The sequence below is a fragment of the Psychroserpens damuponensis genome (assembly GCF_000826655.1).
Taxonomy (GTDB): Bacteria; Bacteroidota; Bacteroidia; order Flavobacteriales; family Flavobacteriaceae; genus Psychroserpens; species Psychroserpens damuponensis.
Genome location: NZ_JXJO01000024.1, coordinates 285,655 through 310,411 on the forward strand (window position 1 = coordinate 285,655; position 24,757 = coordinate 310,411).

General features: G+C 32.6%; 21 protein-coding genes, 1 other RNA gene and 1 pseudogene. 10 read left to right on the forward strand and 13 right to left on the reverse strand.

Translation table 11 applies throughout. From position 1 onward, the window contains the following. Nucleotides 1-54 precede the first annotated feature (54 nt). Nucleotides 55-1,185: a M14 family metallopeptidase gene (locus TD29_RS15610; RefSeq protein ID WP_040281999.1), complete on the reverse strand. Its 1,131-nt coding sequence runs from the start codon at nucleotides 1,183-1,185 to the stop codon at nucleotides 55-57. A gap of 303 nt (nucleotides 1,186-1,488) precedes the next feature. On the opposite strand from TD29_RS15610, the gene TD29_RS15615 reads away from it, so the two are divergent. The 3 genes from TD29_RS15615 to TD29_RS15625 all read left to right on the forward strand — a co-directional run bounded on the left by TD29_RS15615 (nucleotide 1,489) and on the right by TD29_RS15625 (nucleotide 3,145). Next, nucleotides 1,489-1,887 (forward strand): helix-turn-helix domain-containing protein, encoded by a 399-nt coding sequence (locus tag TD29_RS15615; protein ID WP_040282228.1) that lies wholly within the window; start codon nucleotides 1,489-1,491, stop codon nucleotides 1,885-1,887. A gap of 72 nt (nucleotides 1,888-1,959) precedes the next feature. Continuing rightward, nucleotides 1,960-2,346: a hypothetical protein gene (locus TD29_RS15620; RefSeq protein ID WP_040282000.1), complete on the forward strand. Its 387-nt coding sequence runs from the start codon at nucleotides 1,960-1,962 to the stop codon at nucleotides 2,344-2,346. Between the two features lies 1 nt (nucleotide 2,347). Next, on the forward strand, nucleotides 2,348-3,145 hold the full coding sequence (locus tag TD29_RS15625; RefSeq protein WP_040282002.1) for a TerC family protein: 798 nt from the start codon (nucleotides 2,348-2,350) through the stop codon (nucleotides 3,143-3,145). Nucleotides 3,146-3,219: 74 nt separating this feature from the next. Here the strand turns inward: TD29_RS15625 and TD29_RS15630 are convergent, their stop codons facing one another. From TD29_RS15630 to ychF, 5 genes are all read right to left on the reverse strand, one after another. Continuing rightward, entirely contained in the window at nucleotides 3,220-5,886 is a 2,667-nt protein-coding gene (locus TD29_RS15630; RefSeq protein WP_040282004.1) for a DNA gyrase/topoisomerase IV subunit A, read from the reverse strand. Nucleotides 5,887-5,890: 4 nt separating this feature from the next. Continuing rightward, nucleotides 5,891-6,370, reverse strand: coding sequence for a hypothetical protein (locus TD29_RS15635; protein WP_040282006.1), 480 nt, complete (start codon nucleotides 6,368-6,370; stop codon nucleotides 5,891-5,893). 3 nt (nucleotides 6,371-6,373) lie between these two features. After that, complete coding sequence (locus tag TD29_RS15640; RefSeq protein WP_040282008.1) at nucleotides 6,374-8,227, reverse strand: DNA topoisomerase IV subunit B; 1,854 nt, start codon at nucleotides 8,225-8,227, stop codon at nucleotides 6,374-6,376. A 117-nt stretch (nucleotides 8,228-8,344) separates the two neighbouring features. Further along, nucleotides 8,345-8,812 carry an SRPBCC family protein gene (locus TD29_RS15645; RefSeq protein ID WP_040282010.1) on the reverse strand — a complete coding sequence of 156 codons (468 nt, stop codon included), beginning with the start codon at nucleotides 8,810-8,812 and terminating at the stop codon, nucleotides 8,345-8,347. Nucleotides 8,813-9,151: 339 nt separating this feature from the next. Then, nucleotides 9,152-10,246 carry a redox-regulated ATPase YchF gene (gene ychF, locus TD29_RS15655; protein WP_040282013.1) on the reverse strand — a complete coding sequence of 365 codons (1,095 nt, stop codon included), beginning with the start codon at nucleotides 10,244-10,246 and terminating at the stop codon, nucleotides 9,152-9,154. 285 nt (nucleotides 10,247-10,531) lie between these two features. Between ychF and TD29_RS15660 the strand changes: the two genes are divergently transcribed. Further along, entirely contained in the window at nucleotides 10,532-11,704 is a 1,173-nt protein-coding gene (locus TD29_RS15660; protein WP_040282015.1) for a vWA domain-containing protein, read from the forward strand. A gap of 44 nt (nucleotides 11,705-11,748) precedes the next feature. Here the strand turns inward: TD29_RS15660 and TD29_RS15665 are convergent, their stop codons facing one another. Beyond that, nucleotides 11,749-12,675: a YeiH family protein gene (locus tag TD29_RS15665; protein ID WP_040282017.1), complete on the reverse strand. Its 927-nt coding sequence runs from the start codon at nucleotides 12,673-12,675 to the stop codon at nucleotides 11,749-11,751. A gap of 76 nt (nucleotides 12,676-12,751) precedes the next feature. Next, nucleotides 12,752-13,636, reverse strand: a complete 885-nt coding sequence (locus TD29_RS15670; RefSeq protein WP_040282018.1) for a LysR family transcriptional regulator — start codon at nucleotides 13,634-13,636, stop codon at nucleotides 12,752-12,754. Between the two features lie 303 nt (nucleotides 13,637-13,939). Between TD29_RS15670 and TD29_RS15675 the strand changes: the two genes are divergently transcribed. Then, nucleotides 13,940-15,418, forward strand: a complete 1,479-nt coding sequence (locus TD29_RS15675) for a carboxypeptidase-like regulatory domain-containing protein (protein ID WP_040282020.1) — start codon at nucleotides 13,940-13,942, stop codon at nucleotides 15,416-15,418. Between the two features lie 176 nt (nucleotides 15,419-15,594). Here the strand turns inward: TD29_RS15675 and TD29_RS15680 are convergent, their stop codons facing one another. Further along, nucleotides 15,595-15,948 carry a 4Fe-4S dicluster domain-containing protein gene (locus tag TD29_RS15680; protein WP_040282230.1) on the reverse strand — a complete coding sequence of 118 codons (354 nt, stop codon included), beginning with the start codon at nucleotides 15,946-15,948 and terminating at the stop codon, nucleotides 15,595-15,597. Between the two features lie 96 nt (nucleotides 15,949-16,044). Between TD29_RS15680 and TD29_RS15685 the strand changes: the two are divergent. From TD29_RS15685 to TD29_RS15700, 4 genes and pseudogenes are all read left to right on the forward strand, one after another. Next, nucleotides 16,045-16,936 (forward strand): annotated as a pseudogene (locus tag TD29_RS15685) (acyl-CoA reductase). A gap of 130 nt (nucleotides 16,937-17,066) precedes the next feature. Next, entirely contained in the window at nucleotides 17,067-18,128 is a 1,062-nt protein-coding gene (gene serC, locus TD29_RS15690; RefSeq protein WP_040282021.1) for a 3-phosphoserine/phosphohydroxythreonine transaminase, read from the forward strand. Between the two features lie 207 nt (nucleotides 18,129-18,335). Beyond that, complete coding sequence (locus TD29_RS15695; protein WP_040282023.1) at nucleotides 18,336-19,286, forward strand: D-2-hydroxyacid dehydrogenase; 951 nt, start codon at nucleotides 18,336-18,338, stop codon at nucleotides 19,284-19,286. A gap of 119 nt (nucleotides 19,287-19,405) precedes the next feature. Continuing rightward, nucleotides 19,406-20,041, forward strand: coding sequence for a DUF937 domain-containing protein (locus TD29_RS15700; RefSeq protein WP_040282025.1), 636 nt, complete (start codon nucleotides 19,406-19,408; stop codon nucleotides 20,039-20,041). A gap of 225 nt (nucleotides 20,042-20,266) precedes the next feature. Here TD29_RS15700 and rny read toward each other — a convergent pair whose 3' ends face one another. The 4 genes from rny to TD29_RS15715 form a co-directional block, all read right to left on the reverse strand. Further along, nucleotides 20,267-21,844, reverse strand: a complete 1,578-nt coding sequence (gene rny / locus TD29_RS15705; RefSeq protein ID WP_040282027.1) for a ribonuclease Y — start codon at nucleotides 21,842-21,844, stop codon at nucleotides 20,267-20,269. Nucleotides 21,845-21,944: 100 nt separating this feature from the next. Beyond that, nucleotides 21,945-22,076, reverse strand: a non-coding RNA gene (gene ssrS / locus TD29_RS18290) — 6S RNA. Between the two features lie 55 nt (nucleotides 22,077-22,131). Then, nucleotides 22,132-22,425, reverse strand: coding sequence for a cell division protein ZapA (locus TD29_RS15710; RefSeq protein WP_040282029.1), 294 nt, complete (start codon nucleotides 22,423-22,425; stop codon nucleotides 22,132-22,134). A 15-nt stretch (nucleotides 22,426-22,440) separates the two neighbouring features. Next, nucleotides 22,441-22,731, reverse strand: coding sequence for a hypothetical protein (locus tag TD29_RS15715; RefSeq protein ID WP_040282031.1), 291 nt, complete (start codon nucleotides 22,729-22,731; stop codon nucleotides 22,441-22,443). Nucleotides 22,732-23,012: 281 nt separating this feature from the next. Between TD29_RS15715 and TD29_RS15720 the strand changes: the two genes are divergently transcribed. Further along, complete coding sequence (locus TD29_RS15720; protein WP_040282033.1) at nucleotides 23,013-24,698, forward strand: M23 family metallopeptidase; 1,686 nt, start codon at nucleotides 23,013-23,015, stop codon at nucleotides 24,696-24,698. Nucleotides 24,699-24,757 lie beyond the last annotated feature (59 nt).

Here is a 24,757-nt window from a genome sequence, read left to right on the forward strand (position 1 = left end):
TTAAGCAAAAATAACGCATTTTCTTTAAAGATATCTCACAAAAAATTGATTATTTTACACTTTAAGCGACAATTTCTCTTTATTGATTATCACGAAATCGATTTCGAGGCCTTCTTGTAAAGCCATAGAGTTTTCTCCAAAGACCTCACAACCATTAGCATCTCTCTCGCAATGAGCAAAATAATGACTCATGTCAGAAATTTTTTCAATTTTTGGCACAAACACAAGATCACTTCCCTCTAACCTCTCTACATACTGAATAGCAATATCGCGATGACTTGTGTTTCTAATGATAATATCATAAAACAATTTATCATTTTGAGGAATTTCCAAATACGACTGATAATCACTCCCAACAACAGCTCTAGACGCGATATAATCTAACGACACCAATAAAGACTGAAATATAAACGCTCGAGTGTGCTCCCTATGATAATCGTTCACATAATGACCAGCTTCAAATAAAATTGTTGGAACATTTTCCGCCTGAAATGTATCTCCTACACAATTAATATTAAAACCATCATCATAAATCCCAACTTGACCTGGTATTTGCAACTGCAAACTTGAATTCATAACCGAAATTACCTCCATTGCAATTTTCCTGGTAGAAGTTATCGTTCTATCCTCATCTTGAGCAGGTGCTAAAAAGGATATTGTAGCAGGCTTATCTACTTTACCAGCACTAAATATAGTACGCTGACCATGCAGGTTATAACAAAAGTCTGGCTTCAAATCGTTAAACACATTACGCAACACACGACTTTCAGGCTGAGTCATCTTTTGAGCATCTCTATTTAAATCTACTTTATTTGCATTCAAACGTGTGTATAATTTTGCTCCATCAGGATTTAGAATCGGTATAACAGTAACCGTACACGCTTTTAGAATTGCTTTTGTGATTTCATTTTCTTCGGAAAATAGATTTAATAAATCAAAAACAGCTTTTGTAGTTGTACTTTCATTACCATGCATTTGAGACCACATCAATATTTTTTTACCTCCAGAACCAAATGTAACCGTATGAATGGGCACACCATTTACAGATTTACCCACTTGCTTAATTTGCATTTTATCCTTCAATTTTTCTAAAAGAGGGTCAATGTTTTTAGCATGAATATATCGCCCAAAAAGAGAGGTTTCTTTATAAGTTTTAAAAAGCAATTTCAATGTTTCTATCTGCATTTTGATGTTGTATGAATCACAAAGGTAAACAATTGATTTTTTACAATTGTAAACATGTGTTTTCTGTTTACGATTGTAAATCATACACTTTTGTAAACAAAAAGAGAGCGCAATTTATCATCGCATTGAAAATAATTCAATAAAAACATAATTTTACATTTAAAATCTTTATTTTCAGTAGTTTAATGCAATTTATATAAAGTTAAAATACAATACTTTACTAACTTTAAAAATTATATTTAGCTATTACAAAGTAATATGTTTACTTTTGTAACGTTACAAAACCAAACTGTATCGTTTACAATGATAAACAACGAAGAATTTACTAAACGCCTTCAAAAAGTGATAGATTTTTACGGAGAGTCTGCATCGTCTTTTGCCGAAAAAATAGGTGTTCAGCGCTCTAGTATTTCACACATTTTATCAGGTAGAAATAAGCCAAGTTTGGATTTTGTTTTAAAGGTACTTTCCTCCTTTCCTGAAGTAGAATTATATTGGCTAATGAATGGTAAAGGAATTTTTCCTGCTCAAAAAAAACAGGATGAAAATATTCCTATTTCGAAAGCACCAAAAAATGTAAGCGCTAATCCTGAATCAAATTCTCAAACTTTGAGCGCTTCCATTTCCGAAGATAAAACAATTGAACGCATCGTTATTTTTTATAAAGATGGTACATTCAAAAATTTTGAGCATTCTTCATAATCGATGAAAATTTATAAATGGGCTACTTACAATAATCAGGATCTGTTTTGTAATTTTGTATAAAATAGCAAAATGCAAAAAATACGCCTTCTCCTTTTACAACTATTATGTTTTAGTTGCTACCAAACTGAAAGACAATGTTCCGATTTTAAAACTGGCACCTTTGAGTTCACCTATACTATTGATGGTATAGACAAAACTGGAACGTTTGTACGCACAGATACTTTAAATATCGATTATTTTGAAAACAAAATAGATTCGGCCTCTATACGATGGATTAATGACTGTGAGTTTATCCAGAAGAAAATCAATCCGAAAAATAGGTCTGAAGAAAAGGCCATTCATTTTAAAATCCTCTCTACTACCAAGGACACCTACACTTTTGAATATCAATTAGCAGTAAAAGATGCCTTTAAAAAGAAACGAGTTGAAAAAGGCACTGCAAAAAAAATAGAATAACATGCTAGATTTTTTACTCACCAGTGATGCAATAATGGCATTAATCACTTTGACATTCTTAGAAATAATTCTCGGGATTGATAACATTGTTTTTATTTCTATCGCAGCCAATAAATTACCCGAACATCAGCGCAACAAAGCCACCAACATTGGGCTATTATTAGCCATGGTGCAACGTATTATATTATTGTTTTTTGTGTCGTTTCTTGTAGGTTTATCAGAGCCTTTTTATAATCTCGAAACCAATTGGATTCAACTCCACATAAGCTGGCAAGCCATTATATTATTTGCTGGAGGATTGTTTTTAATTTACAAAAGCACCTCTGAAATTAGAGAAAAAGTAACGCATCCTGAGCATGATGAAGATGAGATTAAAGGCAAAAAGATTAAATCACTCTCAAATGCAATTGTTCAAATTATGATTATTGATTTTATATTTTCTATAGACTCTATACTCACAGCTGTAGGAATGACAAATGGTCTACACCCTAACCATAACTACACCCTAGTTTTAATGATAATTGCAGTTATAATTTCAATAGCAATCATGATTGGGTTTGCAAATCCTATTAGAAAATTTATCAATGCCAACCCAAGTGTTCAAATGTTAGGTTTAGCCTTTTTAATTTTAATTGGGTTTATGTTAATCACTGAAGCCGCTCACCTATCACACACTGAGTTTTTTGGTAACAAAGTTGGAGAGATACCAAAGGGCTACTTATATTTTGCCATTGCATTCTCTTTGTTTATAGAAATGCTGAATTATAAAATTAATAAGAACAGTAAGAAAAAATCATAACTAAGGAGTTAAGTATAAAACAAAAAAAAGCTCGATAGTTAGATATCGAGCTTTTTTTATATGTCATTTTATTTTTAAAATAAACTAGCTTGTCCTTTTTCATCAACATCTAGATCATCATCTTTTGATGTTGTCTCTGTTTTTTCTTCGGAAATTGAATTACTCACAGTATCGTCGTTAGATTTTTCGACCGTTTCATCAACAACCTCGATCTCTGCTGCAGGAACACTCTCTGGCGCTTCATAAGGCAAAGGTTCTAGCAAACTCACTTGATTGATTTTCTCCTTAGTTAATTGATTACCTAATGCCGTGAGACCTTTGATAGAAATGAATTCTTCTAGATTTACGGTTTCATTTTCTTTACGATCTTTACCGCGTTCCTTTTTAAACTCAATCTCTGCCATGGGTTTCCAATCGGTAGATACAATTTCTAATTGAGAATCTGGATGCTCAGAAATAAAAGTCTCTTCTCGGCCTTCATTTTCTATCAAGAAGCGCTTAACGTAATACATTTCTTTTTCACCATTATAATAAATAACAGAAATTGGTTTTTTCGGTATCCATTTTTCTAGCACAATCATATCGTCATCAAAATGCGTACTTAACTCAGGTAAAATGGTTTTTATAGTCCCAGATTGTGTGATAATTAATAAATGATCTTCTCCTCTAAATTCACCTATTAGATCTCCTCGTTCATCAACATTAAGACGTTGTACAGTATCATCAAACCAAATTTTTCGTGGTTTTAATGTAGACACACCTTTTTCTTTGAGTTCTATTTTCTTAACAGGATGCTTTGTCACTCTATTACCTTTAGAAGCTCGACCTTTAATCAAGACCTCAGCGAAATCTAAATCCCATTTTAATTTTTTAATACTACCTACTTGTCTTAAAAAGATAGTAATCACTTCAGCTTCACCATTTGGATTCGCAGAGAAATACCACAACTTAGAACTTTTTGTGCCATTGGTTAAATCGTACTCTTTATCTCTAGTCATTGAAGTAACGGCAAAACGCTTAACATAAGTTGCGCCTTTTGCTCCATCACGATAAATCATATTGTAGATAGTACGCTTATCTTTCTTTTTAAAGACAGCCACATGAATAATATCCTTACCAATGAAAGTTTTGCTATCAACCTTGGTTACCATCATTTTACCATCATTGGTAAATACAATAATATCATCAATATCACTACAGTCACACACATATTCATCTCTACGCAAAGAGGTTCCAATAAAGCCTTCGGCTCTATTGACATATAATTTTGTATTTCTAATAATTACTTTTGCAGCATCAACATCTTCAAAAGCTCTTAATTCTGTTTTACGCTCACGTCCTTCTCCATAATCTTTTTTAAGTCGAACAAAATAAGCAATAGCATAATCGATAAGGTTTGCTAAATGATGCTTAACCTCAGCAATTTGATCTTCTAAAGCATCAATTTTTTGTTGTGCTTTATCAATATCAAATTTTGAAATACGTTTTATTCTTATTTCTGTTAAACGTGTAATATCTTCAACGGTAATTTTACGTTTTAAATGTTTAATATGTGGCTGCAATCCTTTATCAATCGCATTGATAACGCCATCCCAAGTTTCTTCTTCTTCAATATCTCTATAGATTCTGTTTTCAATAAATATACGTTCTAATGAAGCAAAATGCCACTGCTCTTCAAACTCACCAAGCTTAATTTCTAGTTCACTTTTAAGCAATTCAACTGTAAGCTCTGTTGAGCGCTTCAACATTTCAGTCACACCAATAAACAAAGGTTTGTTATCTTCAATTACACAACCTAAGGGTGATATTGAAGATTCGCAATTGGTAAATGCATATAAGGCATCTATAGTTTTGTCTGGAGAAATTCCGCTAGGCAAATGAATTAGGATTTCAACATTTGCTGCAGTATTATCTTCTATTTTCTTAATCTTAATTTTTCCTTTATCATTCGCTTTTAAAATAGAATCAATTAAGGAAGATGTATTTGTTGCAAAAGGAATTTCGGTAATTACAAGTGTATTTTTATCTAATTGAGAGATTTTTGCACGCACTCTTACTTTTCCGCCTCTAAGTCCGTCGTTATAATTAGAAATATCTGCAATACCTGCAGTTGGAAAATCTGGATATAATGTAAATCGTTTGCCTTGTAAATGTTTTACTGAAGCATCTATCAGTTCAATAAAATTATGAGGCAATATTTTTGTCGACAAACCTACTGCGATCCCTTCACCACCTTGAGCAAGTAACAAAGGGAACATCACAGGAAGATTCACTGGTTCTTTACGACGACCATCATAACTAGCTTGCCACTCTGTGATTTTAGGATTATAAACCACATCTAAACCAAATTTAGAAATTCGAGCTTCAATATAACGTGCCGCAGCTGCTCGATCACCTGTAAGTATATTTCCCCAGTTTCCTTGTGTATCAATCAATAAATCTTTTTGACCAATTTGAACCATTGCATCTGCGATACTTGCATCTCCATGAGGATGGTACTGCATAGTATGACCAACAATATTGGCTACCTTATTATAACGACCATCATCTAAATCTTTCATAGAATGCATAATTCGTCTTTGTACAGGCTTAAAACCATCTTCAATAGCTGGTACAGCACGTTCAAGAATTACGTAGGAAGCATAATCAAGAAACCAATCTTTAAACATCCCTGTAACTCTAGTAATGCTCTCTTGTGGTTCGTCTTGACTGTCTAGTATATCGTTAGTATCTTCACTCATTAATTTATTGGGAATTTTTATTTTTCTTAATCATTTTACTTAATGATTGCCTAATATATCGTCTCTTTTTTCTCGGTACTAAGGTGACATTAAAAGTGGTTTGCTTTTTTCTACCACGACTATCATTTGTATGTAAAGTTAAAGTTTTATATACTATAAAATTCTGGAATTTATAAGCAGACAAATCTTTCTTTTCAAATTCTAAAACGCGCTCTCTATAATTAAAATTATCAGACAACAGTAAACCTTTATTGGTAACCACAACTTTTAGTCCGTCGCTATCATATTCAAAATATTTTGAAATAAAGTGCACTAAAAAAAAGAGAGCCGCAAAACCAAAAGTAATCGCTAATAAAACAATGGTTGGATTAGAACCTTTATCTGAAAACATTTTAAAAACCGTAGCAAAAACAATGGCCAAAACTATCAATATAAAATATACTGAAATAATAGTATTTTTTACTTTAGAATTGTTGGTTCTCATGAATTAGTCTTCTATAATATCTAACTCTACTTTTAAATTATCAATAATAAATTCTTGACGTGTTGGTGTATTTTTTCCCATATAAAAAGACAACAATTCTTCTATAGACATGTCTTTATCAAGCATTACAGGATCTAACCGTATATCATCACCAATAAAATGCACAAACTCATCTGGCGAAATTTCACCAAGACCTTTAAATCGGGTGATTTCTGGTTTTGGCTTTAATTGCTCTATCGCTTCGCGTCTTTCATCTTCAGAATAACAATAAATCGTCTTCTTTTTATTACGCACTCTAAACAAAGGTGTTTGTAAAATATACAAATGCCCTTCTTTTATGACTTCAGGAAAAAACTGAAGAAAAAACGTAATTAACAACAATCTAATGTGCATACCATCAACATCGGCATCGGTTGCTATCACAACGTTGTTATAGCGCAAATCTTCTAACGACTCTTCAATATTTAAAGCCGCCTGTAACAGGTTAAACTCTTCGTTTTCGTACACAATTTTCTTACTTAAACCGTAGCAATTTAAAGGCTTTCCTTTTAAACTAAACACTGCCTGAGTATTTACATCACGAGATTTAGTAATACTACCCGAAGCTGAATCTCCCTCAGTAATAAATAACGTAGTTTCTAGATTTCGCTCGTTTTTGGTATCTCCAAAATGTACTCTACAGTCTCTTAATTTCTTATTGTGAAGATTTGCTTTCTTAGCTCTATCTTTTGCAAGTTTTCTAATTCCTGATAGCTCTTTTCGCTCACGTTCTGCTTGTAATATTTTACGCTGTATTTTCTCTGCAGCTTCAGGATTTTTATGTAAATAATTATCGAGATAACGTTTTAAAAAATCATTAATATAAGTTCTTACGGTGGGTAAATCGCCACCCATATCTGTAGATCCTAATTTGGTTTTGGTCTGACTTTCAAATACAGGCTCCATAACTTTGATAGAAATTGCTGATACAACAGATTTTCTAATATCTGACGCTTCGTAGTTTTTTCCGTAGAAATCACGAAGTGTACGAACAAGTGCTTCTCTATATGCTGCTAAATGTGTACCACCTTGCGTAGTGTTTTGTCCATTAACAAAACTGTGATATTCTTCACTATATTGAGTTCTACTATGGGTTAAAGCCACTTCAATATCTTCACCTTTTAAATGCACGATATCATAAAGTCGATCTGTTTCAGGGATATTATCAGATAGTAAATCTTTTAAGCCGTTTTCACTATGATACTTTTCGCCATTAAAAACAATGGTTAATCCTGGATTTAAATACACATAGTACTTGAGCATTTTAGAGACATACTCATTACGATACTTATAATTTTTAAAAATCGTTTCATCTGGTATAAAAGAGACTTTTGTTCCCTTACGCCTTGAAGTATCTTCTAGTAATTCTTGATTGGTTAATGTACCTTGCTCAAATTCGGCCGAAGCAGATTTTCCATCTCTCGTAGATTCTACTCTAAAATAATTTGACAACGCATTTACTGCTTTGGTACCAACACCGTTTAATCCTACCGATTTTTTAAACGCACGAGAGTCGTATTTTCCACCAGTATTCATTTTAGAAACTACGTCAACGACTTTTCCTAAGGGAATTCCACGTCCATAATCTCTAACAATGACTTTATTTCCTTGAATTGAAATTTCTATCGTCTTTCCTGCTCCCATGACATATTCGTCAATAGAATTATCAAGCACCTCTTTTACTAAAATATAAATACCATCATCTGGAGAAGACCCATCACCCAACTTACCAATATACATTCCTGGTCGCATTCTAATATGCTCTTTCCAATCGAGCGAGCGTATATTATCTTCGGTATATTTGGTTTCTTGAGACATAAGTGGGCGAAAAATTAAGATAGAACGCTAATATAACACAACGCTATAAAAAATGAAATAGTGATGTCACAAAGTAATTAACAATACAAGCACAATCTTGTTGAGAACCTAAATATGTTAGCTATTTTTAGCTAATTCTTCCGCTTTTTGCTTCAAAAACGTATTTCTGGTCGTTAGCAAATTGGCCATGTAACGTTTTAAAAATAATGTATTGGCTAATTTTCCGAAGATACCAAAAGGCGACTCAAACTTAAATGTATCCATCATTAAGGTGCTATTTTTTTCTTCGGAAATGAACACATGTTCATGGCTAAAGCATTTAAAGGCACCTTTTACCTGTTCGTCTACAAAACGATGCGGACTATCAAACTCCGTGATTTTTGAAGTGAGTTGTTGTTTTACTCCAAAATGCCTAGCTTCCCAAGTCACCCACTCACCTAACCCAATTAATCCTGAGGTTTTGCCAACAATAGCTTTTTCGTTAGAATGCTCCATAGATGCTTTATGTAAGTCTATATTGCGAGATACATCAAAACAGGTTTGATTATCTGCTTTGATTTGGGTTTTGATTATAATGGTAGGCATTAGGAATTTACAATTGCTATTATGTCATCATATTCTCTATACCCATTAAGAATAACACAAAAAAGACAAAACAAGGTTGAAGGTATAAAGAACAACTTTATTCTTATGTCAAAAACATATATCAAAAAGAGATGAAATATTAAATTGTTAAAAAAAAGGTAACACTCACATCAAAAACTGGACTTATTTCAAATACCTTCTGAACAATTTCATGTAATACAAACATAGGTAACATTGCAACACATGCAATAAAACCACCTCCAATAAAAGGAAGCTTATTAAGATTATTTAAACCTAGATATTTATTAGATTTAATATGTGCAATTAACAATCTTGAAATTACACATTAAACAAGAAATGCATCACATCACCATCTTTAACGACATAATTTTTTCCTTCAACACGCATTTTACCAGCTTCTTTTACTTTGGCTTCACTACCATAGGCTACATAGTCTTCATAAGCAATCACTTCTGCTCTAATAAAACCTTTTTCAAAATCGGTATGTATAACACCTGCTGCTTGTGGTCCTGTTGCACCAACATTAACGGTCCAAGCACGAACCTCTTTTACGCCTGCTGTAAAATAGGTTTGCTGATTTAATAACTTATATGCAGAACGTATCAATTTTGCCGATCCTGGTTCTTCTAACCCAATATCAGCTAAAAACATTTGACGCTCTTCGTAATCATCTAACTCTGTAATATCTGCTTCTGTTCCTACAGCGAGTACTAAAACTTCGGCATTTTCATCTTTTACGTTTTCACGCACTTGCTCAACATAAGCATTACCATTAACTGCACTGCCTTCATCTACGTTACACACATACATCACTGGCTTTGATGTGATTAATTGAGCAGGATTTACAAACTCCTCCATATCTTCTGGACTAAACTCCAATGCTCTAACAGATTTTCCAGCTTCTAAACCTTCTTTCAGTTTTAATAAAATAGCTTCTTCTTTTTGAGCTTCTTTATTTCCTGTTTTTGCAGCGCGTTTTACTTTATCTAGTTTTTTATCTACAGTCTCTAAATCTTTGAGCTGTAATTCCATATCAATAGTTTCCTTATCTCTAATAGGATCTACGTTACCATCAACATGAACAATATTATCATTGTCAAAACAACGCAATACATGAAGAATTGCATCTGTCTCACGAATGTTTCCTAGAAATTGATTTCCTAAACCTTCACCTTTACTCGCTCCTTTTACCAAACCTGCGATATCTACAATTTCTACAGTTGCAGGCAAAACACGCTCAGGATTAACTAAAGCTTCTAATTTTTGAAGTCTTGGATCTGGTACATTTACTACACCAATATTTGGCTCTATAGTACAAAAAGGAAAGTTTGCACTTTGCGCCTTTGCATTAGATAAACAGTTAAATAAGGTTGATTTTCCTACGTTTGGTAATCCTACAATTCCAGCTTTCATCGAAAAACTTGTTTTTCGTTCCCACGAAAGTGGGAAACTATTATTAATTAATTTCTGTAGTTACAGAAATCTCTTTTTTGCGATTGCAAATGTAGTTAAATAGAACAAAATAAATATTGATTGTTGATATTTTGAATACTTAATTAAAAATATATCACATACCCTAAGCCAAAAACCTCGTTTACTCACTCAAACTACCCGTTTACTAATTCTAGTAAGACCGTTGCTAGTTTTTGGTTTTACTACTTTAATTGTTGTAATACCTTTATTCCAAACTCTAAACTCATGATCAAAAAAATCAGTCTTCTCTTCGTCATCACCTTACTCTTTAACTGTAAAAACGAACCAAATAAAAATGCTGCTAAGATATTAGCAAATGCTTCGGAAATATCTAACTCCAAAACCATTGAGCCTACAAAAAATACCGAAATCGTATTTTGTCTCGATGCAACAGGTAGTATGAGCGGACTTATAGGTACAGCAAAAGAAAAAATTTGGGACATTGTTACAGAATTAGCACAAAGCAATGATGTAGATACGCTAAAAATGGGAATGGTTTTTTATAGAGATCGAAGCGACACGTTTATAACCAAACAAATTGCCATCACTACAGATTTAGATGAAGTCTATGCAGATTTACTAGAAATGACAGCCGATGGTGGAGGCGACACTCCAGAAAGCGTCAATCAAGCTTTACACGAATCGATTACTAATATGACATGGTCTACAGACAACCATACATATAGAACCATATTTGTGGTTGGCGATTGTCCGCCACATATGGATTACCAAGATGATGTTAAATACACAGAGAGTTGCAAACTCGCAGCCGAGAAAGGTATTATTATAAATACCATCAAACTAGGTAAAAGTTGCGAAGAAGCAATCCCACATTTTAGAGCGATGTCTCAATGTACTAATGGTGAATTTCTAATGCTAGATCAAGATGCCAAAGATTATGTAATCGCAACACCGTTTGATCAAGAAATTAACGAACTCTCAAAAGAAATTGATAATACGAGAATGTATTATGGCACACATAATGAGCGCGAATATAATTACGAAAAGAAAGATAAATCTATGCAAGCCTATACCGATGGTTCACCTACTGCAAATAGCAAACGTGCCGAATATAAAAACAGTAAAGTAGGCAAAAAAGGATCGTATGGTACCAATGAAATTATTAATGATTATAACGACGGAAAGTTGAAACTAGACGCTATAGCTGATAATAAGTTACCTCAAGAATTACGAGGTTTAAGCACTGCCGAAAAAGAAAGCATTATTAAAGACCTGTCTAACAAACGAAAAATGAACGCATCTCAACTACAAGAGTTGTTTAAAAAGAAAAATGCTTATATCAAATCAAAAGAAAGCAAGCAAGCCGATAGCACGTCGTTTAGTAAAGAAGTGGTGAAAATTTTGAAAGAGCAGTCACATGAGAAAGGTGATGAATAAATCTAAAATCGTTAATAGGCTTCAACTCCATAATAAGCCACTACCTAATATAAATTCAAAATGTAAATTAAAGCAAATACTGATATAAAAACCCATAATGCTAAAGCTAAAATAACAGGCTTAATTCCTGTAGATGTCAAGTCTTTAATTGAAATTGTAGAACCTACAAGAAACAAGGTAACAACTAACAATCGCTTAGAAAGTAAAACAATATAATGTGTTGCTGGTTCAGGCAACACATGATAGCTATGTATTATAATTGCGACAATAAATAGGATAATAAAATAAGGAAATTTAATTGTCTCGCCTTTAGTTTTAAAAAGAAACATCGAAAACATTGACAACGGAATAATCCATAACGTTCTAGAAAGTTTTACTGTGGTTGCTATTCGTAAAGCTTCATCACCATAACCTAATGCAGCTCCAACTACCGAGCTCGTATCATGAATTGCAATAGCACACCACAAACCAAACTGTTCTTGTGTTAAGCTTAACGCATGACCTATTGCCGGAAAAACAAACAAAGCAATAGAATTTAATAAAAACACAATACCTAAAGCCATACTTATAATCTTACCATTTGCTTTAATCACTGGTGAAATAGCTGCAATTGCACTTCCTCCACAAATTGCGGTTCCAGAAGTAATTAGATGGCCTAATTTTAAATCGATTTTTAAGAGTTTTGAAAGCAGTAAACCTAAAGATACAGTCAATATAATAGAATAAATGGTTAAGCTCAGTCCATCTTTACTAGTTTGCAGAGTTTCCTTTATAGACATTCCGAAACCTAGACCTACAACAGCAATTTTTAAAAAATGATGAATTGCTTTATGACTATAGGCTTTAAAAGGATTATGAACTAAAACGGTAAACATAAAACCAAGCATTAAAGCAACAGGACTATTTATATACCCTAAAAGCGCTAGTATAATTATTATGAAGTAAATTATTTTTGAGACCACATCTTTCATATCACTGTACGTAATTTGACACAAAAGTAGAAGTTAGCAATAACTAATTAGCAAATTAATTTGTTATATCAGATAACTAAAAGTTATAGTTATGACGAATAAATTTTTTAAAAAATTCAAAGGTATGAGACGGGTATCCTATTCTATTTACAAAATAAAACCATCTTTCAATACTTAAATCTTTAATATCTAACACCTTGAGCTTATTAGCCATCAAATCATCAGAAATAGAATGAATTGAAAGCAGCGCATAATGGTCTGAGTGGTATAAATAATTTTTAATCGCTTCTGTACTATTAAAAGACACAACAGTATTGAGATTATTAATATTGTGTTTTGATAAAAAAGCATCTATAATAACTTTTGTTCCTGAACCTGTTTCTCGTCCCACCATTGAGATGGTTTGTAACGCGTCTATATCAATACTGCCTTTTTGGAAGGTGTTATTATTTATACTCGTTACCAATACAATTTCATCCTTAATAAATCGTTCAAATTGTAATTTCGGATTTGAAGTGCTTCCTTCTGTAATTCCAAAATCGATATCTTCATTTAAAATTAAATTTTCAATAGTTTCGGTATTATTACTAATGACGTTAAATTTGGTTTGCGGAAAATTCACTCTAAACTTCGCAATAACTTTAGGAATAATATAGTTAGACAGTGTGGTACTCACTCCAAAATTGATAAAATCTGGGAAATCGTCTTTTTTATGCAGAAATTTCTCATCCATTACAGCATAAATAGCTAAAATTTTATTGGTATAAATGAGAAACGACTTTCCTTCTGCTGTCATTTCTATAGCGTTTCTTTTCCTTATAAATAATGTCGTTTTATACGCTTGCTCTAAATTTTTAATAGCTTTTGAAACGGCTGGCTGAGACATGTATAATTGTTCTGCAGCTTTTGTAAAACTTAAATGTTTAGCAACAATTTTAAATATATGTAACTTCGTTTTCATGAGCTTAAGTATGATAATATGGAGAAAAGGAGCTCTCTTTAATTTAAATAAGTCTATTAGCGAAGTTAGCCTTTTTATAATAGAATATCGATAGTTATAAGAACCAAACAAATCATGACAAATCAATACTAAGTTAAAAGCTGTTTTTATAGAAGCTTGCTTACAACATATATAAAACCATTAGCATACTTCCTTCCCTTTTTTTAAAGAGAAGGTGGATTTGATTTCAGTAAAAACATGAATTTTTAAAATTTCAGTAACAAAACAAAACTCTTAGCGTCTAAAGATTACAAACCATCCAACATGAAATCATATTTTACTTTAGGAATACTTATATTATTTAGTTGCATTTTAAATGCACAAGAACTCACTGCAAAAATTGTAGATAGTAAAACAAATGAACCTATACCATTTGTCGCAGTCCAAACCGCAGAGTTCAAGGGTGTAATTTCTAATGAAGAAGGTGAGTTCATTATTAATTTAGAAGATGTTGATACTAATACTATTGAGTTCTCATGTTTGGGCTACCAAACGTTGACTATTTCAGTAGAGGATTTAGAGGCTAACAATTTCAAAATACAATTAGAGCCTGCAGTAAATGAACTTAATGCTATTTACCTTACTAATTCAAAGCCAAACGTAGATTCGATTATTGCTAGAGTGAATAGAAACTTAATCAAAAACTACCAAAATGATGCGTTAAGCTATAATTTTTTCTACCGCGAAACGTCTTATACAAATTTTGATAATCTTGATTTAGAGATTAAAAAATCGTCTAAAGTAAAAAAACGTCAATTAGAAGAAGCCAATGACAAACTTTCAAAAATGAGTAATGGCATTGTAAATGGTGATTTTGTGTATTTTACAGATTACGCAGGAACATTAAACGCTATGGATGATAGTTTGAAACTATATGTGGACAAAGCAACTAAAATTATTAATTCTAATGAAAACGTGTCGTTAGAGGAGATTCAAAAAAATGCGCAATTGACAGTATTGAAATATTTAGATACAACTATGACCTACAAATTAAAAACTGGATTGTTTAAAATTGAAGATTCGCTCTCTCTAAATAATGATGACAAAAAAGATAAGAACCTAGACCAATTTAAAATTAAAGACCTTAAAAAAAGTACGGTTTCAGTACTAGACAAATCAAAAACAGGAACAAACGGAATGCTCCTAGAAGTCTTAAATCAAGATGATTATGACTATACTTTAGCCAATGCAAGTATGGTAAATGGTGAAATGGTGTATTTAGTCACATTTAAACCGGATAGATCATCTGCCAATTTTACTGGAAGTTTGTATATTTCTGAAGACACCTACGGTGTTTTAAAACTAGACTACAGATTCGCAAAAGGAAAACAAGGCGAAAAGCTAAATTTAAAACTACTCTTTGGAGTGAAGTATATTGAAAACGTAAGCTCAGGAACCATCATTTACACCATTAACGAGCAAAATTTATATGAACCACGTTATATTAAAAGTGAGTCTGGACAATACTTTTACCTCAATAGATCTTTAAAATTTATTGAAAACAGTGAAGATGGGAATAAAACAACATTCGATTGCAAAATTGTTGGAAATAGTATGTCCAGAGTAGAACTATTGTTCTCTTCTATTAATTCCTTAAACCGTACAGAATTTGATATTCTTGAGGAAAAAGAAGTCATTGCATACGATGTTTTAAGAAAATATGATGCGAACACATGGAGCGGAAAACAAACCCTTGCTCCTACTACAGAACTTAAAACCTTTGATGGAGACGATAAGCAGTAAAGCGCCACAACTAATTATATTAGAATCATTTATACTAATAATAAAAACGTGTTATATTAATAAAACAGCATAACTATTAGGCGAAAAAAAAAAAAAAAAAAGGAACGTTCCAAGCAAAAAAAAAAAACCCAAGTACAATGCTTGGGTTTTTTATAATATTTAATGTTGCTTAACGATTAATCATCTGGATGCATAAAACGTTGTTTCCCTAGTAAAACCTCTTCAGTCTCAACATGGTCATCATCTGGCACACAACAATCTACAGGACATACAGCAGCACATTGTGGCTCTTCATGAAACCCTTTACACTCTGTACATTTATCTGGAACGATGTAATAAATTTCATCGCTTATTGGCTCTTGAGCATCATCGGCATCTACCGCATTACCGTTTGGTAAAACAACATCACCTTCTAAACTCGTCCCATCTTTATACCTCCAATCATCAGCACCTTCGTAAATAGCTGTATTTGGGCATTCTGGTTCGCATGCGCCACAGTTAATACATTCGTCTGTTATTATAATTGCCATAGTAATATTTATTATTTGTTTGCGTAAATTTGCACCTGTCTTTGCATAGACAAGGATGCAAAAATAAAGCCAAAACATCGTATAACCAAACACAACATGGATTTACAACAAAGAATTAACGCATTTGTAAAATTAGGAGACTTTTTAAGTCAATTTTCTTCAAAAGGGTTTGAAAAAAAAGACCATATAGAGCATAATGATTTGTTTTTTGACACCTTTAAACATCAAATAAAACTCGCACAAGAGCACAATGGCTGGTTTACACAAGAGAATGTTGTATTTGCTTTACAAGGTTGGGCTAAACAATTGACAAATAGCAACATTACCAAATGGACCTCAAACTATAATTTCTCTTCGGAAAGTTTAAAAAATAACGTTTTCCGAAGAAAAACTAACCAACTTTGATGCAGTTATTGCGACAGGAAGTGATAATACAGCGCGTTATTTTGAATACTATTTTAGAGACAAACCTTCTGTGATTAGAAAAAACAGAAATTCTGTTGCTATTTTAACTGGTAATGAGACTGAAGAGGAGCTTGTAGCGCTTTCTGAAGATATATTTAGATATTACGGTTTGGGTTGTAGAAACGTATCTAAATTATTTGTCCCTAAGGCTTATAATTTTGATGCCTTTTTTAAGGCCATGTATCATTGGAATCCCATCATACACCAATCTAAATACGCCAATAATTACGATTATAATAAGGCGGTATATTTAATGAGTTTATTTAAGATGTTAGAAAACGGATTTTTAATGGTTAAAGAAGATGACAGCTTCTCATCTCCTATCGCCACTGTGTTTTATGAACACTATGAGTCTGAATCACAATTAAAAGCTACTTTAGAAGCAAAAAGTGATGCGATACAATGTGTGGTTTCTAACGGATTTTTAGAGTCCGAAATTAAATTTGGACACACACAATTGCCAAATTTATGGGATTATGCCGATAATGTTGATACTATTGCGTTTTCGTTGAAAATCTGTTAATAAATTATCATATTATTAATACATTTTTTTATAGAATTTACCACCTTTGTGAAGAATAGAAACAAAAATAGATTTCTAGTTTCACATAGACATCTTATGCTTGAAGGCTAGAAATGAAATATAATTTTTCATGAAAAGACATAATTTTAGCGCTGGACCATGCGTTTTACCTGGTAGCGTTCTTCAACAAGCATCTGAAGCCATCATCAATTTTGACAACGGTTTATCATTATTAGAAATCTCTCATAGAAGCAAGCCTTTTGTGGATGTAATGGAAAAGGCTAGAGCCTTAGCTTTAGAATTATTAGGTTTAGAAGGAAAAGGATACAAAGCTTTGTTCTTACAAGGTGGAGCAAGTACTCAATTTTTAATGGTCGCGCTTAACATGTTAGAAAAACGTGCTGGTTATTTAAATACAGGTACGTGGAGTGATAAAGCCATCAAAGAAGCAAAAATCTATGATGACATATATGAAGTAGCATCGTCTAAAGATGCTAATTATAATTACATTCCAAAAGGATATGATATCCCTTCAGATTACGATTATTTTCACTGTACGTCTAACAACACCATTTTTGGTACACAAATGAAAGAATTCCCTAACTCTCCTATCCCAATGGTTTGTGATATGAGTAGTGATATTTTTTCTCGTGAGTTAGATTTTTCAAAATTTGACTTAATCTATGCTGGAGCTCAAAAAAATATGGGTCCTGCAGGTACAACCTTAGTAGTTGTTAAAGAGGATATTTTAGGCAAAGTGTCTCGTAAAATTCCGTCAATGATGGATTATAAAGTTCACATTAGTAAAGGGAGTATGTTTAATACACCTCCTGTTTTTGCGGTTTACACTTCAATGTTAACATTAGATTGGTTAAAAAACCTTGGAGGAATTTCGGCTATTGAAAAGGAAAATAACAAGAAAGCTCAATTAATTTATTCTGAGATTGATCTCAACCCCTTATTTAAAGGATTTTCATCAAAATCAGATCGCTCTACAATGAATGCCACCTTTACATTGACAAATGAAGATTTAAAAGAAACGTTTGAAACCATGGTTAAAGACGCAGGAATTAACGGTTTAAATGGTCACAGAAGTGTTGGAGGTTACAGAGCATCTATGTACAACGCATTAACTTTAGAAAGCGTTGGCACATTAGTAGATGTAATGAGTGAGTTAGAGCGTAAAGCTTAATATGAGCATGTCGCGAACATTATTAGATTAATAAGTGCAGTAAATGCGCGCTCTAATAGTAAACCATAGTATGTTTATGTCTTCGGAAATATAACACAATCACGTTCTTGCCGTTGTAAGAACATAGTAAATAAGAGTTCCAGTTAAACGGAAACAAAAATTAAACAAGATTCTCATTTTGATGAGAATGAAAAAATCATTTTTTCAATGAAAGTATTAGCAAACGATGGAGTATCACAAAGTGGAATTAGCGCTTTAGAACAAGCAGGTTTTGAAGTCTCTACAACAACTGTTGCACAAGAGCAATTAGAAAACTATATCAATGAAAATGATATTTCGGTATTATTAGTACGTAGTGCTACAACCGTAAGAAAAAATATTATTGACAACTGCCCTAGCCTAAAAATTATTGGTCGTGGTGGTGTTGGTATGGACAATATTGATGTTGATTACGCACGCAGTAAAGGTTTAAGTGTTATTAACACACCTGCTGCCTCATCACACTCTGTTGCAGAGTTGGTATTTGCTCATTTTTATGGATTAGCACGTTTTTTACATAATTCTAATCGTGATATGCCATTAGAAGGTGATGCAAATTTTAAAGGACTTAAAAAAGCTTATGCCAAAGGTATTGAGCTAAAAGGCAAAACATTAGGTGTTTTAGGTTTTGGACGTATTGGCCAAGCTACAGCTAAAGTTGCCCTTGGTGCAGGAATGAAAGTGATTGCTTTTGATCCGTTTTTAAGTAAAGCTGATTTAGAACTCGAATTTTTTGATGGTCAAACTGTAAACTTTGAAATCAATACAATTTCTAAAGAAGACGTTTTAAAACAATCAGACTTTTTAACGCTTCATGTACCAGCTCAAAAATCATATGTGATTGATGAGGCCGATTTTGCACAAATGAAAGATGGTGTGATCATAGCAAATGCAGCTCGTGGTGGTGTTGTAAATGAAGTCGCATTAGTAAAAGCCATTGAAAGTGGTAAAGTAGTTGGTGCAGCATTAGATGTTTTTGAAAAAGAACCAAAACCAGAAATTCAATTATTAATGAACTCTGGATTGTCATTAACACCTCATATTGGAGCTGCAACCAATGAAGCACAAGATAGAATTGGTCAAGAATTAGCAGCGCAAATTATTAGCATTTTAAAATAAAACTAAAATAATTTGTCACAATATGTGACCTATTACAAAAAAATGAGTCCTAAGTAATGTTAGGACTTTTTTTTGTAAATTGATAGTCTTATTTATATTAATCTTATTTAAATTAAATTATGTCAGGAATTTTAGACTTATTAAACAGTGACCTTGGTAAAACAATTATTAGTGGTGTATCTGGATCTGCAGGAACAGATCAAAACAAAACGAGTAGCGTTTTAACTATGGCTTTGCCAGTTTTAATGAAAGCTATGGAAAGAAATGCTTCTACACCAGAAGGAGCTGAAGGATTAATGAATGCACTTAACAATAAGCATGATGGCAGCATCTTAGATAACCTTGGTGGTTTATTTGGTGGTGGCGTTGATGACAATGTAAAGCAAGATGGTGATAAGATTTTAAATCACGTTTTAGGTAGTAAAAAACAAGGTGTTGAAAAAATATTAGGTGAAAAATCTGGTTTAGACATCGGTTCTGTTGCTAACATACTTCAAGTTGCAGCACCAATTTTAATGGGTGTTTTAGGAAAACAAAAAGCTCAAAACAATGTGAGTTCTTCTGGTGATTTAGGAGGTTTACTTGGTGGACTTCTTGGTGGTAGTGCTGCTCAAGAAGAACAAAGTTTCTTAGAAAAAATATTAGATGCAGATGGTGACGGAAGCGTTGTTGATGATGTTGCAGGAATGGTATTAGGAAAAGCAGGTAATAATGGTGGTTTAGGAAGTTTACTTGGTGGACTTTTTGAAAAATAAATTGACATATATTTTATATAAAAAAGCCACAGTTTATCTGTGGCTTTTTTAGTGTCTTTTATTGTCTTCGGAAATTCAAATCGCAAACCGTCAATTATCTCAATAAAAAAATAGTATCTGTTAGATAAAACGACTTGTCATGCACATTTCAGCTTAAAAAATGACATAAAAAATCCGGTATATACCGGATTTTTTAATAATCTATAATTTTATGTACTCCAAAAATTATTTAGCAATATTAACCGCTCTAGTTTCTCTAATAACAGTCACTTTTACTTGTCCTGGATAAGTCATATCTGTTTGGATTTTTTGTGAAATCTCAAATGATAAATTAGCAGCTTGTTCATCAGTCACTTTTTCACTTTCAACCATCACACGCAATTCACGTCCTGCTTGAATAGCATAAGCTTTATTTACACCATTAAACCCAAAGGCAACTTCTTCTAAATCTTTAAGACGTTGAATATAAGAATCTAACACTTGACGCCTTGCTCCTGGTCTAGCACCAGAAATGGCATCACAAACCTGAATAATTGGAGATAACAACGTTGTCATTTCAATTTCATCGTGGTGAGCTCCAATAGCGTTACAAACTTCTGGTTTTTCTCCATGCTTTTCAGCCCATTGCATTCCTAGAATTGCGTGAGGAGTTTCCATATCTGCTTCAGAAGAAGGCACTTTTCCAATATCATGTAAAAGTCCAGCACGTTTAGCTAGCTTAGGATTTAAACCTAATTCTGCTGCCATTACACCACATAGTTTAGCAACTTCACGTGAGTGTTGCAGTAAGTTTTGCCCATAAGACGAACGGTATTTCATACGTCCAATCATTTTAATTAATTCTGGATGCAACCCATGAATTCCTAAATCGATTACAGTACGTTTACCAACTTCGGCAATTTCTTGTTCAATTTGCTTTTGAGTTTTCTTTACAACTTCTTCAATACGAGCTGGATGTATTCTTCCATCTGTTACTAATTTGTGTAGCGATAAACGCGCTATTTCACGTCTCACAGAATCAAAACACGATAAAATAATCGCTTCTGGAGTATCATCTACAATAATCTCAACACCTGTTGCCGCTTCAATAGCACGAATATTACGACCTTCTCGTCCAATAATTCGTCCTTTAACATCATCAGATTCTATGTTAAACACAGACACACAATTATCAATAGCTTCCTCTGTACCAATACGTTGTATTGTATTTATAATTATTTTTTTAGCATCTTGTTGAGCCGTGAGCTTTGCTTCTTCAATGGTATTTTGAATATAACCCATCGCATCTGTCTTAGCTTCACCTTTTAATGACTCTACTAATTGAGTTTTAGCGTCTTCTGCTGACAAGCCAGAAATAACTTCAAGTTGTCTAATTTGACTCTTGTGCGCTTTTTCTACTTCTTCTTTCTTTTTATCTAAGAATTCTAAACGGAAATCATAATCCTTTATCTTATCTTCTAATGACTGATTAGATTTTTTATTTTTGGCTAATTCACTTGACACTTGAGACTCTTTATCTCTTGTACGTTTTTCAGATTCGGCCATTTTCTTATCGCGAGATAAGATTACTTTTTCGTGTTCTGCTTTTAATTCTAAGAATTTCTCTTTGGCTTGGAGCATCTTATCTTTTTTGATAGATTCTCCATCGTTTTTAGCTTGTTTTAAAATTGAATTAGCTTCAGTTTGAGCGTTTTTTATAAGCTTTGACGCATTACTCTTCTCTAATGATTTGGCAATGATAAATCCTATGACTAGGCCTAATACCACACCTCCAACAATCATTAAAATTGTATTCGTATCCATGTTTAGTTAGTTTTAATTATTGGTAATCTCAATCTTCATATTAATCTCATAACCTATAAGTTATGACATAAAAAAGCCTACACTAGTTCTGGTTTTGTATAAACTCCTTAAAAAACAAGTTTAGGGCTAACAAGCTGATCAAAAATCTACCCGAAATACTAAAGCAAGTTTAGTATTGGTAGCACGATTTTACAACTTAAACTCACCCTTTTTAAAGAATTGATCGTTGAGTTTATCAAAAAATATCACTAATGTAGGCAGTAACCTCTTATTTTATTTAAAAGAACTTAAGCATTTAAATGTTTTTGAAGCAATTGGTCTAAAGCATTAAGCTTTTCTTCAACGTCTTCACTAACACTAGCTTTATCTATTGTTTTCTGTTCTACTTGAGATGCAAATTGTAACGCACACATAGCTAATACATCTTGTTTATCTCGTACAGAATAACTTTGCTCAAATTGACTAATCATGGCTTCTATCTTTTTAGCTGCTTTACGTAAACCTTCTTCTTGACTAGGCGCAATAGTTAAAGGATACACTCTGTTTGCTATAGATAGCTTTATTTTAAGCTGTTCTGCCATTAAAGTTATTTAACATTATTCAGATAATTGCGCAATACAATGATCAATATCTCTAATTAATGTATTTATTTTGAGCTTTGTTTCTCGATTATTTTCGTCACTGCCCAGTAAAGAATTTGCCATTTTAAGAGCCTCATGTTTTTCAACCCAAGTACTTAATTCTTCTTGTTGTTGTATATTTTTTTGTTGCTGAATTGCTAACTCTTGAGAAATCCTTGCGTTAGTTTGCTTCAAAACCTCTAGTCTATGCAAAACTTTGCTTATTTTATTCTCTAAAGAATCTACAACATCTTCAATTTTACTCATTTACAAATTTCAATACTGATGTAACAAAGTTAACATACTAACTGAAAAATAACAATAGTTTTTCTGTTAATTTTAAAAAAGCATTATTTTTTAACGATATATGCTTATAGTAAACTAGTTACTATAAAACTTTAGCTCCTTTTTTAAGTTTTTGTTTGTTATTTTTACTTTTTTACTGATATTCACTGCTCAAAATAGAATCTACCTAACATAGATTATTTTCTATATTTAAATAAAATTAATATTTTTACGTTACCAATTTAACGTCATCAATACAACTTATGAAATACTTTTTCGCTTTCATTTTTTTCTCTCAATTTGTCTTTAGTCAATCTCCTTATCCTCAGGACTATTTTAGAAGTCCGTTAGATGTTAAGGTCATATTATCAGGTACATTTGCTGAGCTAAGATCCAATCATTTTCATTCAGGTTTAGATATAAAAACACAACAGCGAACTGGCTTAAATGTATATGGTGTTGCTGAAGGTTACGTAAGTAGAATTAAAGTATCTCATTATGGTTACGGAAAAGCACTATACATCACACATCCTAACGGTTATGTAAGTGTGTATGCACATTTAAGTAAATTTTCACCACGCATTCAAAAATATATTAAAACGTGTCAATACGATAAAGAAAGTTACGAAGTAGAAGTATTTCCTTCTCCTGATGAATTGCCAATTTCCGCAGATGAAATCGTAGCATTTTCTGGCAATAGCGGAAGCTCTGGAGGACCACATTTACATTTTGAAATACGCGATAATGAAGAACGACCTATCAACCCAATGCTTTTTGGGATTGATGTTGAAGACACCAAACCACCATTTTTAAGCGCTGTATATGCCTACCCAAAAAACAAAAGAGCACATATAAATCAAAATAAAAAAAGAACAGAACTACGCCTCATCCCAACTAGTAAAGGAGATTACACTACCGAGCCTATTGAAGCCATTGGCGATATTGGCTTTGGAGTTGTGAGTTATGATCAACAAGATAGAGCTTATAACAAAAATGGTTTGAGTAATATTCAAAGTTTTTACAATGGCAATAAAACCTTTGAGATGGATTTTAAGCGTTTTAGTTTTGACGAATCCAAACACATCAATCGTTTTATTGATTACGAAGTATACAAAGAAAAAAAATCTAGAATTCAAAAGCTCTTTGTACAATCTGGCAACACCTTAAGCATGTTAAAAGATGTTGATGCTAATGGTTACATAACCGTTGAAGACAGCACAAGTACTGTTTACAAAGTAAGGTTAAGAGATTTTAAAGGAAATGAAGCCTGGCTATCAATTCCGGTAAAAGGAAAACGCGCTAAAGAAATTCTCGAAGCGCCAGAACTTAAACCAAACACCTATATTATAGCCAATCAGGTTAATGAATTAGATCAAGGTAATGTATCTGTTTATTTTCCTAAGCAAACATTCTACGAAGATTTTCATATCGATTTTAGCGTAGCAAACGATACGCTTAAACTCCATAAAAACACCATACCATTAATGAAAAGTTACACCATAAACTTTGATATTAAAAATTATGTAGAAGACGATAAAGACAAATTATTTATAGCCAGTTTATACGGTTATTACCAAAAACCGAGTTATATAAGCACAAAACGTTTAGGAGATAAATTATCTGCTAGAACTAAATATTTAGGCACGTTCACTTTAGCAAGTGACACTGTAAGCCCAACCGTCAAGCCTGTAAATTTTCAAAACGGCAAATGGTTGAGCAAATTAAGCACTCTAAAAGTAAAAATTGATGACGACTTATCTGGCATAAGTAATTATAGAGCAACCATTAATGGCAAATGGATTTTAATGGAGTACGATTATAAAAAAGATACCTTGACTTACGATTTTGATGACAATATAAATACAGAAACCGAAAACAATCTAAAAATAATTGTAACCGATAATGTTGGAAATAGTACTACATTTGAATCTACGTTTTTTAGGAAATAAATAAAAATCAACCTTTTGAAGCTATACATCACACTACTTATTGCCTTTATTGGCTTTTC

Bases quoted from the DNA above. Each gene is read 5' to 3' on its own strand.
- TD29_RS15665 (WP_040282017.1), bottom strand. From the start codon at position 12,675: ATGAAAGATGTGGTCTCAAAAATAATTTACTTCATAATAATTATACTA.
- TD29_RS15670 (WP_040282018.1), bottom strand. From the start codon at position 13,636: ATGAAAACGAAGTTACATATATTTAAAATTGTTGCTAAACATTTAAGT.
- TD29_RS15645 (WP_040282010.1), bottom strand. From the start codon at position 8,812: ATGCCTACCATTATAATCAAAACCCAAATCAAAGCAGATAATCAAACC.
- TD29_RS15630 (WP_040282004.1), bottom strand. From the start codon at position 5,886: ATGAGTGAAGATACTAACGATATACTAGACAGTCAAGACGAACCACAA.
- TD29_RS15715 (WP_040282031.1), bottom strand. From the start codon at position 22,731: ATGAGTAAAATTGAAGATGTTGTAGATTCTTTAGAGAATAAAATAAGC.
- rny (WP_040282027.1), bottom strand. From the start codon at position 21,844: ATGGATACGAATACAATTTTAATGATTGTTGGAGGTGTGGTATTAGGC.
- TD29_RS15615 (WP_040282228.1), top strand. From the start codon at position 1,489: ATGATAAACAACGAAGAATTTACTAAACGCCTTCAAAAAGTGATAGAT.
- TD29_RS15640 (WP_040282008.1), bottom strand. From the start codon at position 8,227: ATGTCTCAAGAAACCAAATATACCGAAGATAATATACGCTCGCTCGAT.
- TD29_RS15680 (WP_040282230.1), bottom strand. From the start codon at position 15,948: ATGGCAATTATAATAACAGACGAATGTATTAACTGTGGCGCATGCGAA.
- TD29_RS15620 (WP_040282000.1), top strand. From the start codon at position 1,960: ATGCAAAAAATACGCCTTCTCCTTTTACAACTATTATGTTTTAGTTGC.
- TD29_RS15660 (WP_040282015.1), top strand. From the start codon at position 10,532: ATGATCAAAAAAATCAGTCTTCTCTTCGTCATCACCTTACTCTTTAAC.
- TD29_RS15700 (WP_040282025.1), top strand. From the start codon at position 19,406: ATGTCAGGAATTTTAGACTTATTAAACAGTGACCTTGGTAAAACAATT.
- TD29_RS15610 (WP_040281999.1), bottom strand. From the start codon at position 1,185: ATGCAGATAGAAACATTGAAATTGCTTTTTAAAACTTATAAAGAAACC.
- serC (WP_040282021.1), top strand. From the start codon at position 17,067: ATGAAAAGACATAATTTTAGCGCTGGACCATGCGTTTTACCTGGTAGC.
- TD29_RS15625 (WP_040282002.1), top strand. From the start codon at position 2,348: ATGCTAGATTTTTTACTCACCAGTGATGCAATAATGGCATTAATCACT.
- TD29_RS15720 (WP_040282033.1), top strand. From the start codon at position 23,013: ATGAAATACTTTTTCGCTTTCATTTTTTTCTCTCAATTTGTCTTTAGT.
- TD29_RS15675 (WP_040282020.1), top strand. From the start codon at position 13,940: ATGAAATCATATTTTACTTTAGGAATACTTATATTATTTAGTTGCATT.
- TD29_RS15695 (WP_040282023.1), top strand. From the start codon at position 18,336: ATGAAAGTATTAGCAAACGATGGAGTATCACAAAGTGGAATTAGCGCT.
- TD29_RS15635 (WP_040282006.1), bottom strand. From the start codon at position 6,370: ATGAGAACCAACAATTCTAAAGTAAAAAATACTATTATTTCAGTATAT.
- ychF (WP_040282013.1), bottom strand. From the start codon at position 10,246: ATGAAAGCTGGAATTGTAGGATTACCAAACGTAGGAAAATCAACCTTA.
- TD29_RS15710 (WP_040282029.1), bottom strand. From the start codon at position 22,425: ATGGCAGAACAGCTTAAAATAAAGCTATCTATAGCAAACAGAGTGTAT.